The organism is Chryseobacterium ginsengisoli (assembly GCF_039542325.1).
GTDB lineage: Bacteria > Bacteroidota > Bacteroidia > Flavobacteriales > Weeksellaceae > Chryseobacterium > Chryseobacterium ginsengisoli.
This window is the reverse complement of the sequence record NZ_BAABHX010000006.1, coordinates 237,942-255,760: the sequence shown is the minus strand read 5'-3', so window position 1 is coordinate 255,760 and position 17,819 is coordinate 237,942. Positions and strand designations below refer to the sequence as shown.

Annotated in this window: 18 protein-coding genes; 6 read left to right on the top strand and 12 right to left on the bottom strand. The window is 30.7% G+C overall.

The genetic code is table 11. The features are described from left to right. Positions 1 to 4: 4 nt before the first annotated feature. From ABD940_RS17830 to ABD940_RS17805, 6 genes are all read left to right on the top strand, one after another. The gene (locus tag ABD940_RS17830; RefSeq protein ID WP_345206971.1) at positions 5 to 763 is read left to right on the top strand and encodes an immunity 22 family protein; all 759 of its coding nucleotides are present in this window, start codon (positions 5 to 7) and stop codon (positions 761 to 763) included. 112 nt (positions 764 to 875) lie between these two features. Further along, a complete protein-coding gene (locus ABD940_RS17825; RefSeq protein ID WP_345206969.1) occupies positions 876 to 1,226 on the top strand; it encodes an immunity 51 family protein in 351 nt (116 codons plus the stop codon). Positions 1,227 to 1,624: 398 nt separating this feature from the next. Further along, positions 1,625 to 4,462 carry a DNA polymerase I gene (gene polA / locus ABD940_RS17820; protein ID WP_345206967.1) on the top strand — a complete coding sequence of 946 codons (2,838 nt, stop codon included), beginning with the start codon at positions 1,625 to 1,627 and terminating at the stop codon, positions 4,460 to 4,462. Between the two features lie 4 nt (positions 4,463 to 4,466). Then, on the top strand, positions 4,467 to 5,819 hold the full coding sequence (locus tag ABD940_RS17815) for an AbiH family protein (RefSeq protein WP_345206965.1): 1,353 nt from the start codon (positions 4,467 to 4,469) through the stop codon (positions 5,817 to 5,819). Between the two features lie 13 nt (positions 5,820 to 5,832). Continuing rightward, positions 5,833 to 6,624 carry a hypothetical protein gene (locus tag ABD940_RS17810; protein WP_345206963.1) on the top strand — a complete coding sequence of 264 codons (792 nt, stop codon included), beginning with the start codon at positions 5,833 to 5,835 and terminating at the stop codon, positions 6,622 to 6,624. A 19-nt stretch (positions 6,625 to 6,643) separates the two neighbouring features. After that, positions 6,644 to 7,618 (top strand): hypothetical protein, encoded by a 975-nt coding sequence (locus ABD940_RS17805; RefSeq protein WP_345206961.1) that lies wholly within the window; start codon positions 6,644 to 6,646, stop codon positions 7,616 to 7,618. Position 7,619: 1 nt separating this feature from the next. On the opposite strand, the gene ABD940_RS17800 is transcribed toward ABD940_RS17805, so the two are convergent. The 12 genes from ABD940_RS17800 to ABD940_RS17745 all read right to left on the bottom strand — a co-directional run bounded on the left by ABD940_RS17800 (position 7,620) and on the right by ABD940_RS17745 (position 17,816). Continuing rightward, entirely contained in the window at positions 7,620 to 8,849 is a 1,230-nt protein-coding gene (locus tag ABD940_RS17800) for a hypothetical protein (RefSeq protein ID WP_345206959.1), read from the bottom strand. A 249-nt stretch (positions 8,850 to 9,098) separates the two neighbouring features. Beyond that, complete coding sequence (locus ABD940_RS17795; protein ID WP_345206957.1) at positions 9,099 to 9,344, bottom strand: FEKKY domain-containing protein; 246 nt, start codon at positions 9,342 to 9,344, stop codon at positions 9,099 to 9,101. After that, entirely contained in the window at positions 9,319 to 9,735 is a 417-nt protein-coding gene (locus ABD940_RS17790) for a hypothetical protein (protein ID WP_345206955.1), read from the bottom strand. Before ABD940_RS17790 ends, ABD940_RS17795 begins: the two co-directional genes overlap by 26 nt. A 20-nt stretch (positions 9,736 to 9,755) precedes the next feature. Next, positions 9,756 to 10,490, bottom strand: a complete 735-nt coding sequence (locus ABD940_RS17785) for a protein phosphatase 2C domain-containing protein (RefSeq protein ID WP_345206953.1) — start codon at positions 10,488 to 10,490, stop codon at positions 9,756 to 9,758. 21 nt (positions 10,491 to 10,511) lie between these two features. Further along, entirely contained in the window at positions 10,512 to 10,910 is a 399-nt protein-coding gene (locus tag ABD940_RS17780; RefSeq protein WP_345206952.1) for an immunity 22 family protein, read from the bottom strand. Between the two features lie 541 nt (positions 10,911 to 11,451). After that, on the bottom strand, positions 11,452 to 12,012 hold the full coding sequence (locus ABD940_RS17775) for a YdeI/OmpD-associated family protein (protein WP_345206950.1): 561 nt from the start codon (positions 12,010 to 12,012) through the stop codon (positions 11,452 to 11,454). Positions 12,013 to 12,051: 39 nt separating this feature from the next. After that, positions 12,052 to 12,480 (bottom strand): hypothetical protein, encoded by a 429-nt coding sequence (locus tag ABD940_RS17770; RefSeq protein ID WP_345206948.1) that lies wholly within the window; start codon positions 12,478 to 12,480, stop codon positions 12,052 to 12,054. A 152-nt stretch (positions 12,481 to 12,632) separates the two neighbouring features. Next, positions 12,633 to 13,787 (bottom strand): FAD-dependent oxidoreductase, encoded by a 1,155-nt coding sequence (locus ABD940_RS17765; RefSeq protein ID WP_345206946.1) that lies wholly within the window; start codon positions 13,785 to 13,787, stop codon positions 12,633 to 12,635. Positions 13,788 to 13,810: 23 nt separating this feature from the next. After that, positions 13,811 to 14,563, bottom strand: a complete 753-nt coding sequence (locus tag ABD940_RS17760; RefSeq protein WP_345206944.1) for a helix-turn-helix domain-containing protein — start codon at positions 14,561 to 14,563, stop codon at positions 13,811 to 13,813. Positions 14,564 to 14,565: 2 nt separating this feature from the next. Beyond that, positions 14,566 to 15,279 (bottom strand): hypothetical protein, encoded by a 714-nt coding sequence (locus ABD940_RS17755; protein WP_345206942.1) that lies wholly within the window; start codon positions 15,277 to 15,279, stop codon positions 14,566 to 14,568. A gap of 181 nt (positions 15,280 to 15,460) precedes the next feature. Then, complete coding sequence (locus ABD940_RS17750) at positions 15,461 to 16,045, bottom strand: hypothetical protein (protein WP_345206940.1); 585 nt, start codon at positions 16,043 to 16,045, stop codon at positions 15,461 to 15,463. Between the two features lie 55 nt (positions 16,046 to 16,100). Continuing rightward, positions 16,101 to 17,816 (bottom strand): HAMP domain-containing sensor histidine kinase, encoded by a 1,716-nt coding sequence (locus ABD940_RS17745; protein WP_345206938.1) that lies wholly within the window; start codon positions 17,814 to 17,816, stop codon positions 16,101 to 16,103. Positions 17,817 to 17,819: the final 3 nt, after the last annotated feature.

Below are 17,819 nucleotides of genomic sequence, written 5' to 3'. Positions count from 1 at the left end.
TACTATGAGTAAATTGCATATATGGCTGGGAAATTTCGGTTCGGAAAAGGAGTTTGAAAAATATTTGGATCAGAAAAGATATTTGAAAGCATGGGCTGTTTATGACAATGAACCACCTACGGGAAGTGAAGAAGAAGATGCCGAACCCAGTCCGGAATTACGTTGCGATTTCTGTAAGGAAGTTGATATAGATACTTATGATGAAGATTTTATGATCATGAAGTATTATAAAAAACCTGTTGATATCAAAACTGTTGCTCACGATATTCTTGTAGATGAAAAAGAATTTGAAAGTTTATGCAAAAAGCATAAAATCAGTGATTTTAATTCTGTGATCGCTTATGAAGATAGCGACTTAAGCGAAAAAAAGGCTTCCGGTTCTACAGCTGTGAAATATATTGGTCAGTTACAACAGGCTTCTGATGAAAATTTATCTGAAGATTCAACCGTTCATCATTTATGGATTGGGGAAAATAAAATTGATAAAAAAAATATTCTGAAACAGGCTGAAATTGATAAAGATAAAGTCATAAAACTCAATTATTATCATACTGCTAAAAGCGAAAAACTTGACGAGATACTGATTCTTCAGGTTGAAGATTATAATGTAGCCGAAAAGATGATTTTAAAAGTTGATACAATGAAAATCACTACAGCCAATTCAATGCTTGACCTTGCTGTAAAAGGAAATTTAAAACTTGATGGTGAAAAAATAGGCTCAGCTTTAGAAATGAAATATATCGGAAAATTTGATTTGGAATAAAAAGATATTCAACAACAATTTCATAAATAAAAGTTAAGACGCCGTATAAAAAACTTCCCAAAACAGAAATTTATTATCTTTAATATTCAATTAAAATTAATAAAAAACAGTTATGGAAGCGTACAATTTTGAAACAACGATTAAACCCTTTTTTTGGGTAGCCTCAGAAAAAACGTATTCAGTGTGTTTAAATGCGGGAACTTACAAACCAGATATTTTCGAATGGAGAAAAGATGAAGGTTTTGAAGGCAATGGCTACGATTGGGCTTCTTTGGCAAAGGTTTTTGTCAACGAAAAAACACCAAATCTGTCAAGTGATATCAAGTTTGATCCTGAAGCCGACATGTTTTGCGCATATTCCACGAATCCGGAGAGTTTAAAAGAGTTTATTTCGGAGTTCAAAAAAGCCTGTGAAGACGAAATGTTGATTCAGGATTTATTCTCAAAAGCAGAATTGGATTAAAAATATTTTATATCATTAAAAGACCTTATTTCGGGGTCTTTTTCGTTTTTAAACACAAATCACAAAAATATTTTCACAAATAAAATAATAACTAGCCATATCGCAAAACCGACCTCGGAAGCTGAAGCGTTAAGAAAATTAAAAATTAATCCGTTAAGAAATTCCCACTGTTCGAAGCGCGAGACGAATTTAGAATTAAAGGACAAATACTGTTATCGTACAAGTTTTTGGAATTTTAGGATTAAATTTTAATTTTTAGCTTTCAGTTTCTAAGTCTTGGCTTTTTGTTTCTTTTGTGTTAAGACAAAAGAAAAATATTAAAATAAAATCGTCATAGAAAATAGTATCAATACAAAAGAAAAAGAGAAGAATCCTTATATTTGTTCCTTATGGAAAATATGGACGCAACACAAGATAAAAGGTTATTTCTCATCGATGCTTATGCGATGATTTTCAGGGGATATTATGCATTGATTAGAAGCCCGAGAATTACCAGTAAAGGATTGGACACTTCTGCGATTTTTGGTTTTACCAATTCTTTGATCGAACTAATCAGAAGAGAAAGACCGACCCATCTAGCGGTGGTTTTCGATGTCGGACAGGCAAGTGTACGTACAGATGACTTCGCTGAGTATAAAGCAAATAGAAGTGAAACTCCGGAAGCCATTAAAATTGCGATTCCATATATTCACAGGATCTTGGAGGCGATGCATATTCCGTATCTTGGAATGGAAGGATATGAAGCAGATGACGTGATCGGAACCATTGCCTGTAAAGCTGAAAAAGAAGGATATACCACTTTCATGGTAACGCCTGATAAAGATTTTGCACAGCTCGTTACGGATAAAATTAAAATGTATAAACCAGGGTTAAAAGGTGGAGATATTGAAATTTTAGGCGTTGAAGAAGTGAAGGCTAAATACGAAATTGAAGATCCGAAACAGGTGATCGATTTCTTAGCAATGATGGGCGATGCGGTTGATAATATTCCCGGATTGGATGGAGTTGGAGAAAAAACGGCTATGAAATTCCTGAAAGAATTCGGAAGTATCGAAAATCTTTTGGCAAATACAGATCAACTTAAAGGTAAGATAAAAGAAAAGATAGAAGCTTCTGCAGAACGCGGAATTTTATCTAAAAAATTAGCAACTATTATTTGTGATGCTCCGATTGAATTCCATCAGGAACAATACGACCTTGAAACACCCGATTTTGAGCAGGCAAAAAAAGTTTTTGAAGAGATAGAATTTACGAGATTATACGAAAATCTTTATAGAGCTTTTGCTCCGACTGCAATTACAACGACTGTTGTTGCTGAAGTTCAGGTTACTGTAACTGAAAGTCCACAGCAAAAAGTTGCACAGGCGGTTGGTCAATTAGATCTTTTTGCAACGTATGAAGAATTGGATCAGGCAACTTCTTCAAAATCAAATATTGAGCAAAATGATCATTTATATCAATTTGTGAATAATGCGAAAGCTCAGAAAATTTTAGTTCAGAATTTATTGAAACAAAAAGTGGTTTGTTTTGATACAGAGACAACTTCTTTAAATGAATTAGAAGCCGAATTGGTCGGAATGAGTTTCTCTTATAAAAAAGGATTGGCGTATTATATTCCTTTATCGGAAGATCAGGGAGAAGTGTTGCAGACGCTGGAAATTTTCAGGCCATTCTTCGAAAAAGAAGATTTGCTGAAAGTGGCTCACAACTTAAAATTCGATTATAAAATCCTGAAACAATATGATATTACTGTAAAAGGAGCGATGTTCGACACGATGATCGCACATTACCTTTTAAATCCGGACGGAAGACACGGAATGGATTATCTTTCAGAGATGTATCTAAATTATAAACCTGTTTCCATTGAAACGATTATTGGAAAAAAAGGAAAAAATCAGGGGACTTTTAGAGATGCAGATTTAAGAACTCAAACGGATTACGCAGCAGAAGATGCGGACGTAACTTTCCAGTTGTATGAGTTATTTGCACCGCAATTGAAAAAAGAAAATTTAGAGGATTTATTTTTTAATATTGAAATGCCGTTAATGGAAGTTTTAGCTAAAATGGAACTTTCCGGAATTTCCTTGGACGAAAAATGGCTGGCTCAGGAAAGTATTGATCTTGAAAATGATTTAAGACAATTAGAATCAAAAATATTTGAAATTTCTGGGGAAGAATTCAACATGAATTCGCCGAAACAGTTGGGCGAAATTTTGTTTGAAAAAATGCAGCTCGATCCGAAAGCAAAAAAGACAAAAACAGGTCAATATGCGACTTCGGAAGATGTGCTTCAAAAACTGTCTTCAAAACACGAAATTATCAAGCATATTCTTGAATACAGAACGTATCAGAAATTAAAATCGACGTACGTTGATGCATTACCGTCACAGATTGAAAAAACGGACAACCGTGTTCATACCAATTTCTCACAAACTACGGCTGCAACAGGTCGTTTGGCGAGTGTAAACCCAAATTTACAGAATATTCCGATCCGAACTTTGAGAGGTCAGCAAATTCGTGGAGCGTTTGTTTCTGCGGAAGGAAAGAAGATTATTTCTGCCGATTATTCACAGATCGAACTTCGTCTGATTGCCGAAATTTCGGGTGAAGATAATATGATCAAAGCGTTTCAGGACGGAGAAGATATTCATGCTTCAACAGCGGCAAAATTGTTTAATATTCCATTGGAAGAAGTTTCAAAAACTCAGCGTGGACAGGCAAAAACCGTTAATTTTGGAATTCTATACGGCCAAGGAGCTTTTGCTTTAGCCGAACAAACCGGTTTATCCAGATCTGAAGCCAAACAAATGATCGAGGCCTATTATGACACTTATCCGAAGTTGAAATTATATATGGCGGAACAAGTAAAAAGAGCTCGTGAAATCGGTTATGTTGAAACAATTTTAGGAAGAAAACGTCACTTGAAAGACATCAATTCCGGAAATTTTGTGGTGCGAGCTCATGCCGAAAGAAATGCTGTGAATGCTCCCATTCAGGGAAGTGCTGCAGATGTTGTGAAAATGGCGATGATTAAAATTCAAAAGGAACTGGAAAAAGAAAAACTACAGACAAAAATGTTGCTTCAGGTTCATGACGAATTGGTGTTTGAATCCCCGATTGATGAGGTAGAATTAGCCAAAAATATTATTAAAATGGAAATGGAAAATGCGATTGAAACGCAGGTTCCGTTGTTGGTGGAAGTCGGAATAGGAGATAATTGGCTGGAAGCGCATTAATTTTATGGAAGAAAAAATTGTAATTATTGGTAATGGTTTTGATTTAAGACATTTTTTACCAACATCTTATAATCATCTAATTTCTATTTTATCTGAAATCGAAAAACTTAAAAGCGGAAACAATAGTGTTTCTTTTTCAGATTTATTTGGTAAAACTTTTAAAGAAAAAGATAATTGGTTTTATAATCAAATTGAGGAATTCTATCACACAGAAAATTTTGTTTTTGATATTGATCTAATTACTTCAATTAAAAATAGAGTTAAGGAAAATTCTTGGTTTCAATATTTTAAATCAGTTGATGAAAATAAAATTGAAACTTGGATTGACTTTGAAACTGAAATTGAAAGAATTTTACTTTCTGTGTTAGAATATTTTGAAAGCTTTAATAAAAATGAATTAAAAAAACCAAATTTTGGAAATATTGGTGGTATATCAAGGTTCTTTGTCCCAATAGATTTAGATAAAGAATATTTTAAAAATAAATTACAATCATCATTATTAAAATCTTTTGGGATATTTAGTGAATATGATCGCTATTTGATTGTTCAAGAAAAATTTATATTAAATATAGGAAAATACGTTCAGTATTATAAAGAAAGAGACTTTTTTAATTTTTTGTATAGTTCACTAGAGGAATTTATTGGAATATTCAATGATTATATAATTTACATTATTAATTTATTTTATAGTAATCTTAAGGAAGAAAAAAAAGAAGATTTTATATTGAGAAATGGAAAAGTGTTATTTGAGAATGTAAATCAAGTTTTTAGTTTTAACTATACTTCAACCTACGAAAATTTTTATAAAAGTGATGTAACTACTGATAATGAATTTCTTGTAAAGATAGGTGCTAAATTAAAAAAAAGGGAAAACTATTATCAATTTGTACATGGAAATGCAATATCAAATTGGAATGATGATTCTGAGAATTACATTAATAATTTAAATAAAATGAAAATAGTTTTAGGAGTAGATGATATTCATGATTCACTAAAAAAGCATAAACTATTTCAGTTCACTAAATATTTTCAAAAATTACATAAAGAGACTGATTATCTTTTCTTAAAAGATTTTCACTCTACAAATGAATTTAAAGGTTTTGATAAATATACTTTTTATTTTTGGGGACATTCTTTAGATTATTCTGACCGACAATATATAAGAGAAATATTTAAATTGATAGAAAATAGTGATGGTAGTAAAATTATAATTTTTTATCATTCTATTTCTGCAAAAGGAGATCAGCTAAAAAATCTTTTAGGAATTATTAAGAAAGAAAAAATTGAAAGATTTATGAAGTTCGGTATTTTGCAGTTTATAGAATCTACTTCAGAAAATTTATTTAAAGAACTTTAAATGAAATCATAGAATGAATAAAAAATATTTTTTTCAACTGATCTTTCTTTTCCTGAGTGCTTTTTTCGGTGCTCAGGAAAGGAAAATCTTGTTTATCGGAAATAGTCTGACGTATTATTTCGATATGCCTCAAATGCTGGAGAAAATGTTGAATGAAAACAATACTATTAGTTATAAAATTACGCAGATTACTTCACCCGGAACTCAGTTAGAACACCATATTTCGGAAGGTATTGCAAAGTTAAAATTTGATGAAAAGGATTGGGATGATGTAGTTTTGCAACATGGAACATTAGGATATTATGTTCCGGAGGAAGTTGCTATAAATATTGTGCCTAGCATTAAAGCATTTCAAGGCTATGATAAAAACAAAAAGGCAAAATTTTATCTTTTTGCAACGTGGGTAGGAAAGGAGCAATATCCTTATCAGATCTGTTATCCTAAATCGGTTTACACACACAAGATAGAGGATATCAACGAAAGATATTGTTCAAAAAAATTCGAAAGCTTAGAAGAAGAAAAAGAATATCTGGAAAATCAATATGCTGCTATCACAAAAGAAACCAATCTTACGTTCACAAAACATTCAGCAATGGAATATGTTTTTGAAAAAGAACATCCTGATCTGAATATGTGGGATGATGATACGCATCCGTCAAAAATCGGTTCTTATTTTAATGCCTGTATTTTCTTTAAATTATTTTCAGATAAAAATTTAAAAGAGGTAAAAGAAAATTTTGATATAAATCCTAAAGAAGCTTCTATCATAAGGAGTTTTGTTGAGGATAATTATTCGAAATTTTAAAAATATTTTTGCTTGTAAAATGGGAAGATTCAAAGTATATTTTTTCGCTTCTATTGTTGTTGTTATTTTATTGGCAACTTTTATATTTTTAATAAATAAAAAAGAACAGAAAATTGAAGGGAAACCATTTGAAAATCAAATTAAAACGGTAAAAGGTAAAAAAAATGATTCTCTTCTTATTTTTGAAAAATTTGTTAAAGATTTCAATTCTCATAAAGCTGACAATATAGATAAATACATTGATCCAGAATTAGGAATGATGCTCTTTTATCATGATGGTCCGTACCCGATTCTTAAGGTAACTTCCACAATAAAAGACGAAATTGATTGGTTTAATCAAGACATTTTTGAGAACGTTGCGTTTGAAAATTCTCCTGACTATTTAGGCGATTTTGAATTTTCGAAAACAGGCTTTTTTGTAACAAAAAATAAGGGTAATTTTTCTTTAAAAAAATTTGACGATTCTTATACTTCACATCCTGAATCCTTTTTTAAGGAGAATAAAAAAATTGAAACACTTTGTAATTTTTCGGCAACAGGAATTACAAAAGGTAAAAGCAAAACATTTGAATTTTATTTCAGATTTGATGGTAAAAAACTTACGTTACTTGGCTTGAGCACAGATTCTGTAAGTGATGTAATGTTTGGAGATCCAAAAACTAAGGTTATTCCATTCGGCAATAAAAATGATATTGAGAATTACTTTAAAAACCAGAAATTATTCAGAGATAAGGAGCAAAATGCATATATAGATTTTGATAAAAAAGAAATTACATATTATGATTTTCCGAATGACCCTTTTGTATTTGAATACTTCGAGATTGGCGAAATTAAAGATGATTCAGATAAAATAAAATCGGTAGAACTAATTTTTTATCCTGATAAATCAAATAAAGAGAACGGTTTTTTTACCTATTTTTCAAATAAAGGATCTTTTGTTGTTCCTCCTATGGGAGCTCGTCCTCCTTATTTTTATGAACCTGTAAAGAAATAACTTAGATTAAACTTCTGAATTTCATCTCATTATATATCAGTCCCAAACAGCTTTGTCCTTCTGTTTTAGGATCCCAATACATTTCATGAGTTCTTATACTATGTAGCATAATGAAATCTGTAATAAAAGCTTTATTTAAAGGAGAAACTTCATAGTTTATATTTATCGGTTTATTTAATGTATTTTCTAGCCCAAACTCTGCTGCACCAATTGTTGAATCTCTTCTGAAATTAGTACCAAGTGCATCCGCAATTGAATAAACATTAAGCCATTGAAGATAATCTCCAGGTTTGACCTCACGATTTTTATAAAATTTTGGATAATAAGAATTTACAAATTCGTACGGAGTTCCAATCGTAATAATTGCTTTACAGTATTTTAGAGCATTTTGTGAAGCTTTTATTCCATAAGGATAAATGTAATCCAGTCCTAAAATTGTCCCAAAACTATAAGTATGAAGATGGATTTCACAATCGTTTTCGTGTTCTGTAACATAATCAACGAGATGCTCAAGATTGCCTTGGATCAATTGTCTTTGAGAACCATGTTGTAAATAATCATTAGCACAAACAAAATTTGTAGCTAAGTTCGTAATGATTGTGTTTGCATTAGGGATAATCAATACTAATAAAGCTGTAAATAAAATAATTCCTTTAGAAATTTTATCAATGTCTAAACAGAAACGGGCATTCTTACAATCTATAGCTAAATAAGGGATGTCTCCTTTATAAATAAAATTTTTTAACACTAATAAGTCAATATGATTTTCTTTAAAGGTATTTGTCATGATTTCTAATACTGCAGGAATCATTAAAACCAAAGAAAATGATAAAACTAAAAAAATAGAAAAAACATAGAATAACTGGAAAGGTCTGCTATAGCTTGCTGGAGAAAATATTCTTTTAATAATTAATGGAAATTTACCTATAACTAATAATAATAACCAAAAACTTTTAAAAATCAAAGATCTACCGTTGAATTTCTCAGTAAGTATTTCATGATATCTGAAATCATAAAATTTGTAAATAATTTCGCTTGGTGAACTCTTTTCATAGATGCTCACAATTATACTTTCTTTGTCTTTAGTATAATTTATTTTTTCAGTTTTTGTTTGGTACTGGAGATATCTAGTATTGAAATTCATTTCATTTTTCAGGCGCTCTGCATATTTTTCAACAGAATTATTATCATTTAACTGACCTAATCCTGATATATAAATTCCGATTTTCATGGTAACAGTTTTTATTAATTAAGAATTACATATAAACAATCTTTCCTTACTTTCAGAAAGGAATTTTTTGAAAACACAAAATGTATATGAATTTTACCTAAAGATATTAGGAATGAGATTAAAGTTTGGTTTCATGTTTTTAGTTTTTATGGTTAGTTTTTCGTTATCAATCCATTTTAAAATATTGATTGATAATGTGTATTTTAAATTTAACGAAAATTCTCTTAAAAACTAAAATATTAATGAAATTTATTTTTGAGGATGCAATTCTACTTTTTTCAGTTTATCAATATTGTCAAGCATCTTTTTATGCCATCCTTTACCATTTCTTTTTTCGAGAAATGGCATTACCATTTCATCATATTTATCACGACCTTTATTTTCTATGTAATCTACAGTACAACCCGTATTCTTAGCATGAATTCCATAACTATTTCTGATGCTGTCAATTTTCTGATATGTTGCTTTATCATAGATGAATAAGGGTAAACCCATAACTTTTAAAGACAATACTGTCGTTTTTTATATCTTTTTTCGCCTGTTCGATATATTCGTTTTCACTTTTTGTTATTGCTTTTTGGGTCTGAAAAAATATGCTCAAATTATAATAACCGACATACAAAAACAACAAGCTGCATAAAATTGTGAAAACCAGAAGAAATTTATTTTTTGAAGAAAAATCTTTAATTTTTAAATGACTAATTAACCAAGAAACCAAAGCAAAAAAAGCCAAAGCAAAGAGAAGGTATTGTGGTTTGCTTCCCTCCACAACTTCCCAAAAATCAAACCTCATCGGATAAATTATAAGATAATTTCCTAAAGTATGAGCTACAATAAGTAAGGTAAGAACAATAATATTGATAGTAAGCAACTTTCTGGAAATCATATTTTTGAATTTTTTAAAAGTTATTTTGTAATTCTGATTATCGCTAAATCATCCGTCGGTTTCATGCCATAATAATGTTCCAGTTTTTTTAATTTTATAGAAAGCATTTCCTCAGAATTGATGCTGGTTTTATCAAGTAAAAGATAATCAATAGGGTTTATTTTTTCATCATGACCGGTCTTTTTAACGGGAGAGAATGTAGAAATTCCGTCGGTAGCAATAGAAATATCTTCAAGATGACTAAAAAATACTTTCTGAGTTTGATTTTCATACCAATTTTCAAAATCTTCTTTCAAATGATAAGCCAGATAATCGGGTTTATTATCTCTTTCAAATTCGGTGATTTTCCCATTAATACAAATTAATCCATCTCCAATACATAAAACAATTCCTTCATTTTCTTTTTTGTTGTAAAGAAGTAGAATTAATGTAGTCAATAATTCCTTTTCATCAAGCATCAATTGATTTTTGATTGAAATCATTTCTCTGAATAAATCTTTTAAAACTGATTTTAAATCTTTTTCAATATTACTACTATTATTGGTTTCGTATAATTCCTGATAGCTTTTTTCAACAGATATTTTCCGTAAAATTTTGCCAATCATGGTTGACGCAAAATGACTTTCCATAGCTGTTGAGCAACCGTCCATTACTGCACATAATATTTTATCGCTTCCGATTTTCTTTGTGACAAGAAAATCCTCGCAATGATTGATATGATAATCCCCAATTTGTAGTGCAGTATGGATATCCATTACGTATTTTATGATAAATAATTAAGCACTGAAGTCAATTCCGCCGATATAAACCAGCGAAAAGAAGTCCTCTTCCACAGAAACAGGTTTAGGAACTTGTCCTTTATTCAGGAAAATTATAGAATTGATATCGAATTTCAGATTGATTTCATTTAGTCTGTTTACCAAAATCGGAAGCCATTGTTCAGCAAAAGAATATTCTGCAAATTTCTCGTAGATTGTTCTGTTTCCGTCTTCAAAACCGTATTCTACGAAATCATGATCCAGCCAGATCGTATCTTGAGATTCTGCAAATTTTGATATATATTTTTCGTCAGATTCTTCTTCCATGTAGAAATTTTCATCCTCTTCCACGAATTCATAAAAATCCTCTTCACTCTGGAAATTTCCTACCCAAAAATCTAGTGTATCTGTATTCATCTATTATTCTGATTTTAAATTTTACTTAAAAAATCAAAGGTATAACAATATTTTAAGCAAAGTAAATTCTCAATTCATTTAATAGACTGGATTATTCAGCTATATATCTAAGATTGATGATGAATTTAGTTAGAGTGTAATTAAAATTATTGAAAATAATTAAACGATAAAATCATCATACCTAAAAAATAATAAAGCATTGTTGAAGTCAAAATCAGAATTGAAAATATGACATTATAGGAAAAATACCCCCGAATAATAAGGATATTTTCTAACAATGAATTAATTCCCCAAAGCATTAAAAAATAGCCGGGAATTAAAATGTTTATCAACAATAAGAATAAGATATTTTCTAAAGCCTTATAAGCAAAAGAATCAGAATTTTTTATAATTAAAATAATATCAAGTAGAACCGTAAGGCTGAAAATTACTCCAAAGAATATTTTTGATTTACGTTTTTTATCATTTCTTCTAAAAAATAAAAAGAAATAAAAATTTGAAATTCCCAAAAGTACTGCGACAATAATTAAAAATTCAACCATTACAGTGAAATTCTTTTACCAGATTCACTTTCCTCAATTGTCTTTTCCAGTCTCGACAATCTGGTTTTCTCCTGTTTTGCGCTCGTAATCCAGTGTAACATCACCTTTTTATAAGATGGAGCTTGATTATTGAAAAATTCCCACGCTTTTTTATTGGCTTTAAATTGTTTTTCGTAGTCCGGATAAAGAGTTGCCAATTCTTTTTCGTGAGAATAAATTGCAGATCTCTCTGGTTTTCTCAAAGCAAAAGCTTTTTGTCCGGCTTCAGTCATTAATCCGGCTTTGGTAAGATCTTCCATTTTTTTGATATTGATGGCGCTCCAAATACTTGTCGGTTTTCTGGGTGTGAAACGAATGCTGTAACTTTCTTCATCAATCGATTTTCGGACACCGTCAATCCAACCAAAACACAACGCCTGATCTACGGATTCCGACCAGGTTATGGATGGTTTTTTTGTTCCGACTTTGTAAAATCCGACCAAAAGTTCTTTTTCGATTTTATGATTTTCTTCCAGCCATTTTCGGAAGTCTTCTTGGTTTGGGAAAAATGTTGCTGTCATTTGTATTGAATATAAATTGATAATGAATTGGAATTAAATTTAATAATCAAACTCTCCGCAAACTTCTTTGTAAGGAATGTTGAGTAACTTTTCTAAAATATCTTCCTGAATGGGAAATGTATAATAATCCTGAAACCAAATCACAATCAGATTCGAATAATCTTTTTTCATATCCCTGAAAACATCAAGACATTTAAGTTCTGCAATGCAGGTAACCATCGGAAGTTCCTGAGCTTTACCCCAAACTTTATGTTCTTCACCATCTATAAATTTAATTGTGGGAGGAATAAGATAAACTTCATCCATATTGAAGATTCTTCGTGCGTAAGATTCTTTATTATTAAGAACCATTTTATTTAATTTTTCACAAGGATATCCTTCCAATACTCCACTGTAAGTAATCTCCTGGAATATGGATTCAATTTTTACGTTTATGTTTCCAGATAAAGTTAACTCGAAATTGTGCATTTTTTACAGTGTGTTATTTTTAATGTTAAAACTAATTTATTAAATTTAAAATTAAGAATAGAAATTATAAAAAGTTTCGGGCGAGAGCAAAGCTCTCGCCCGAACCCCACTTCAAACATAAAGTTCAAAACATCGAACACTGAATTTAAACTTTAGACTCCTTCTCCCTGAAACATCTTCAAAAGATTTTCAATTGCATTCGGAGCATGAAGCATTTCTGTATTGAATAAGGTAGTTTCCGTGATTTTAGACGCACGCTTCAACATTTCTTGTTCGTAATTTGAAATAGCAGATTTCACATCTTTAAACTCATTATTTGTTAGATTTTCAGCCAGTTCAAAAGCATCCTGCATCGCCATATTTACTCCTTCTCCGGCGTAAGGAGGCATTCTGTGAGCGGCGTCGCCTAATAAAGTAAGATTTGATGAAGTTTCCCAATTTTGATCAAGAGGATAGTGGTATTGTGGTCTTGGAATAATAGAGATATCATCGCTTTCAAATAATTCATGAAAATCTTTATTCCATGAAGAAAATTCATCTTTAAACCATTCAAAAACCTGATTTTTATTCTTAAAATCAATTCCTGAATTTTCTACCCAGTTTTCATCAGTTTTGCATCCTGTGTAGAAAGTCAAAGTTCCGTCGGCTTTTGTACTGAAAAGCAAGGACTGATTGTTATCTAAAGAAAAAATTTTTCCACCATTTACCAACTTCCAAATTTTGGGAGCATTAATTTCCGCATTATAAATATTACCTTCAACCATCGTTACTCCGGAATAAATAGGCTTAATATCCGTAAGATAAGGTCGAATTTTAGAATTGGCTCCATCAGCTGCAATCACGATATCCGCATAATAAGAATTTCCGTTTTTGAAATGCAATTTCCAGTCTTCTCCCTGCTTTTCCATTGAAATAAACTGACTGTCCCAAACCACGGTTTCAGGTTGTAAAGATTCCAGTAGAATTTTTCTAAGAGGAGCTCTGTCGATTTCAGGACGATCTTCTGCATAAGATTCTTCAGAAGTATGTTCGTCGAGGTAAACATTTAAATTTTTGTCTAAAACTTTTAATTTTCCGGCATTCGGGCGATAATTGGATTTAAATTCATCTATTAATCCCGCTCTTTGAAGCGCTTCCAATCCCGATTCTTCATGCAGATCTAAAGTTGCGCCCTGCAAACGAACATCTTTATTTTCATCTCTTTCATACACTTTTACATCAGCATTTTTTAATTGTAAAAGTCTTGCTAAAGTTAATCCTCCCGGACCGCCGCCAACAATGGCTATTTTTTTATTTTCTATGACCATAACTTAAATTTTATGGTACAAAATTACTTTTTGGGCAATACGGAAAATTGTATAAATCGGTCGTTTTTGTTTTGGCTTAGCTCTTTCGGCAGAAAACCGGAAAGTTTTTTAATTTCTTTAATAAAATGAGACTGGTCGGTAAAATTCTCTTCGGGAAATAATTTCCCTTCTTTAATATGTTGAAAAGAAGCTCGGAAACGCAGAATTCCACAATATGATTTTAATGAAATCCCAAATTGCTGATTGAAATAACGATTGATTTGTCTTTCACTCCAAATGACTTTTTCCGAAAGTTCTTTCACCGTTAATGAACCTTTTGATGAATAAATTAAATCAAATAATTTAATTTTCCTTTCATCAATTTTTTGAGTGGAAAGTTCTTCTTTAATCTTAATTGAAATCTTTTCACAAAATTTATCAAAATTGTTTAAATCATCAACATTGAAATTCCAAAAGTCTTGCGGTAAAATTTTCGCATCATTCAATAATTCAGAAACACTTTGATGTAAAATATATTCTGTTGACAATAAATTAAAACTCACTGCAAAAATCTTCGTTTTTTCTGCAATAACAACCTGTTCCGGATGAGTTCCGATTCCCAACAAAACAATATGAAACGGATCCTTTAAAGATTGAGAAAAGATCAGATCAATCCTTCCATCGGGTAAAAGAATGACTTCTCTGTTTTCCGAAAGGTTATCGAGCATCCAAAAACTTTCTACAAAATCGGAAAGGGTAGGATCTGCTTTTTGTGATTGATAGATCAGGCTTGACATTTTTATTCTTTAACTCCGTAAATCAATATTTTATCAATTGCAGGAATATTTAAATTTTGTGATATATTGATTTTTATGAGTTGTTGAGCAAAACAATGAAGTTCGTTTTTAGCACTTTCAATTGCAATTTTTAATGATTCTTTATCAACTTCAATACGATCTTCAAAAACAGGAGGGGCATAATTTTCTTTAATTGGCGAATTCAAAAAATCAAAAACGATTTTATTTCCGGATTTTTCAACCTTTGGATAGGGATGACCTATATAAAAATGAGGTTCATCGTTATCAAGCAAATTTTCCCAGTCTTTAATGTCACTTAAATCAGTACAACATTGCGGGAAATATTTATCAACATCATCAATTTTTAAAATATATCCGCCATCAAGAGGGCTCAATAAATCTTCAATTTCAAAATCTTCATCTGTTTCTAGTTCTGAAATTTCTCTTTCAATAATTTTTAATAAATCTTCATCCGAAATTTCACTTAATCTATATAAAGAAGAGCTTTTAAAATAAGGTGTAAAACTTTCGGAAAAACCAACTTTTAGACTTGCCGAAATGTGATAGTTTTCCCATTCATCAGGAAATTCCCAATGAGGACCGGAAGGCGGCATTGGTATATCCTGATCATAATTTGTAATTTCTATAACGGGAATAAGTTCTATTTTCATATTAATAAAATCTTCTGCTTTTCCTTCTAATAAATTTTCAAACATCAAAATTTGTTCTTGATCAAGATTCTTTAAAGTTATTTTTCTGCTTCTTCCATGAAGATATTCAGGATAGTAAATGAGTTGAACACTTTTGAATCAAAAAATAAATACTTACAATGAATGTCGAGCAAATACTTGCAATAAAAAAATAATAAAATGAAACTTCAGGCATTTCTCAATTAAACTAGTTACTGAATGTTGAGTTTTTCCATACATTTAGCATTTCTTCTCCTTTTTCAGGATCCATAAACATTATGTTTAGAGTAAATTCCTTTTTACCAAATAATCTGCTGAACATAATCATTTCCATCGTCATATTATTAGGCATTAATATTTTGAAACTGCTTTTGTAAAAGATAAGATTATTGATTTTTTCTTTAGTTGTTGTATTTGTAATTTTTGCATCAGGCATATTTTCTTTGAAAGATTTATAAACAATATCGTTTACAAATTTATTGGCTTCCTCATAATTGCCATCTGTTTTAGTGTCGAATGGTTGGTAATTGGTCTCAAGATAATTGAAATTTCCGGATTTAACAATGAAAATTGTTTTACTATGATTTATAACATCTTGACCAACAGTTTTTTCTAAAGCCTGTTCTCCTTTTCCCTGCATTTTAGCCCATTCCTCACTATTTACTTTTTCAAAACCTTCCGGAATCTGGATTTTCCACTTAAAATCCGGACTATAAAACTCCGTGCCTGAATTTTGAGCATAAATATTGAAGCAAATAAAGAGCGAAAATAGAATTGAAAAAATACTTTTCATGGTTAAGCTAAATTTTAAAACTCAAATTTATAAAAAGTTATTTGTAAAGTTTAATTTAAACTGAAGGCAACACAAAATAAAAAGTACTTCCCTGATTTAAGCTGCTTTTTACCCCAATTTCTCCGTGCTGTTTTTCGATAAAATTTTTAGAAATAGCCAAACCAAGTCCGGTTCCGTTTTGATGTTCTCCGGGAACCTGAAAATACCGTTCAAAAACCTGACGATGGTATTTTTCATCAATTCCTTTTCCGGTATCAGTAATGCTAAATTTTATATTTGAATTAATCTTTTCAACTAAAATCTGAATATTTTCATCCTGAAAAGAATGTTTGATGGCATTACTCAGAAAATTATTCATCACCCAAACCGTTTTATCAAAATCTGCAGAAACAAAATCATTATCATTCAGTAAATATTGGAGATTAATTAAAATATTTTTCTGTTCTGCTAATTTCTCAACATTTTTTATCGCAGCCTGAACAATTTCTTTTGGTGAACAATTTTCAATGTTTAAACGGATATTTCCTGTTTCAACTTGGGATAAATTCAATAATTCTCCTGTTATATTTAACAAACGTTGTCCATCATCATTGATGCCGTTTACTAATTCTTTTTGCTGATCATTCAACTCTCCGAATTTTTGATTATTTAATAATTGTACACCCATTTTAATGGCGGAAATCGGAGTTTTCAGCTCATGAGAAATAGTTGCAATGAAATTGGTTTTCGCAAAATCAAGTTCTTTGAAAGGTGTAATATTTCTTAATAGAATTACTTTTCCGATGTATTTTTTTTCTTTTTCGCCTGTTCTTACAATATTGATCGGAATAATATCCTGTTCAAAATAATTTTCCTTGTTATCAGAAACGATTTTAATAGGCTCTTTTACCGAAAGATCAATATTTTTCAATAATTCTCTTACCAAATCATTATTCACAGCAACTTCATGAGCGGTTTTTCCGATGATTTCGTCTCTATTTAAATTGGTGATTTTCAGTGCTTCATCGTTGATCATGTAGATGAAATGGTTTTCATCAAGACCAATCACCGCGTCGTGCATATTATTAACCAAAGTCTCAATACGCTTTTTCTCCATTAATTGTTCTGATAGCGTACTGCTTTCGTATTCCTGAAGTTTTTCCGCCATGATATTGAAGGAATTGGCAAGATCGTTAAATTCTTCACTTCCTTTAAAATGAACTCTTTCGTTATAGTTTTTATTTGCAATTTGTCTTATACTGAAAGTCAACTGATTAATAGGTTCAGCAATAGTTTGAGGAAGATTAAATAACAACGTAACAGCAATTAAAAAACAAATCGTCCCTAAAGTAGCGATCCAAAAAGTAGCATTTTCCGCAGTGATAATGGCAATGTCGCTTTTTCGCTCGATACCTTTCATATTCAGAGACATGATCGTTACCAAATCTTCGCGGATCAGTTTTTCTTTTTCATCAGAAGGTTGCTGAAGGTAACTTTTAAAATGTAAATTAAGGTTTTGAGTGGCTTCCTTTTCTCCAAATTCTGTTAAATTTTTTTCCTGTAAAATGCTGTTTTTCTTAAAATCTTTGATTGCAACGGCACTGTCGGTTTCTATTTTATCTAAAGCCAACAACATATTTTTGGAAAATTCTATACTGTTATAATTAGCAGTAAGAATTTTCTCTGTGTCGGATTTTAATTTGTTGATGTACACTGAGCCAATCACTGAAAGTAAAACGATCAGTACAAACAAAAGACCTACTCCTAACGTGAGTTTTGTTTTGATTTTCATTGT

Excerpts from the sequence above, each read along its gene's own strand:
- ABD940_RS17795 (WP_345206957.1), bottom strand. The coding sequence starts at position 9,344 with ATGGGTTTACCCTTATTCATCTATGATAAAGCAACATATCAGAAAATT.
- ABD940_RS17745 (WP_345206938.1), bottom strand. The coding sequence starts at position 17,816 with ATGAAAATCAAAACAAAACTCACGTTAGGAGTAGGTCTTTTGTTTGTA.
- ABD940_RS17830 (WP_345206971.1), top strand. The coding sequence starts at position 5 with ATGAGTAAATTGCATATATGGCTGGGAAATTTCGGTTCGGAAAAGGAG.
- ABD940_RS17800 (WP_345206959.1), bottom strand. The coding sequence starts at position 8,849 with ATGAAAATCGGAATTTATATATCAGGATTAGGTCAGTTAAATGATAAT.
- ABD940_RS17825 (WP_345206969.1), top strand. The coding sequence starts at position 876 with ATGGAAGCGTACAATTTTGAAACAACGATTAAACCCTTTTTTTGGGTA.
- ABD940_RS17805 (WP_345206961.1), top strand. The coding sequence starts at position 6,644 with ATGGGAAGATTCAAAGTATATTTTTTCGCTTCTATTGTTGTTGTTATT.
- ABD940_RS17750 (WP_345206940.1), bottom strand. The coding sequence starts at position 16,045 with ATGAAAAGTATTTTTTCAATTCTATTTTCGCTCTTTATTTGCTTCAAT.
- ABD940_RS17760 (WP_345206944.1), bottom strand. The coding sequence starts at position 14,563 with ATGTCAAGCCTGATCTATCAATCACAAAAAGCAGATCCTACCCTTTCC.
- ABD940_RS17775 (WP_345206950.1), bottom strand. The coding sequence starts at position 12,012 with ATGACAGCAACATTTTTCCCAAACCAAGAAGACTTCCGAAAATGGCTG.
- ABD940_RS17815 (WP_345206965.1), top strand. The coding sequence starts at position 4,467 with ATGGAAGAAAAAATTGTAATTATTGGTAATGGTTTTGATTTAAGACAT.
- ABD940_RS17785 (WP_345206953.1), bottom strand. The coding sequence starts at position 10,490 with ATGGATATCCATACTGCACTACAAATTGGGGATTATCATATCAATCAT.
- polA (WP_345206967.1), top strand. The coding sequence starts at position 1,625 with ATGGACGCAACACAAGATAAAAGGTTATTTCTCATCGATGCTTATGCG.
- ABD940_RS17765 (WP_345206946.1), bottom strand. The coding sequence starts at position 13,787 with ATGGTCATAGAAAATAAAAAAATAGCCATTGTTGGCGGCGGTCCGGGA.
- ABD940_RS17755 (WP_345206942.1), bottom strand. The coding sequence starts at position 15,279 with ATGTTTGAAAATTTATTAGAAGGAAAAGCAGAAGATTTTATTAATATG.
- ABD940_RS17810 (WP_345206963.1), top strand. The coding sequence starts at position 5,833 with ATGAATAAAAAATATTTTTTTCAACTGATCTTTCTTTTCCTGAGTGCT.
- ABD940_RS17780 (WP_345206952.1), bottom strand. The coding sequence starts at position 10,910 with ATGAATACAGATACACTAGATTTTTGGGTAGGAAATTTCCAGAGTGAA.
- ABD940_RS17790 (WP_345206955.1), bottom strand. The coding sequence starts at position 9,735 with ATGATTTCCAGAAAGTTGCTTACTATCAATATTATTGTTCTTACCTTA.
- ABD940_RS17770 (WP_345206948.1), bottom strand. The coding sequence starts at position 12,480 with ATGCACAATTTCGAGTTAACTTTATCTGGAAACATAAACGTAAAAATT.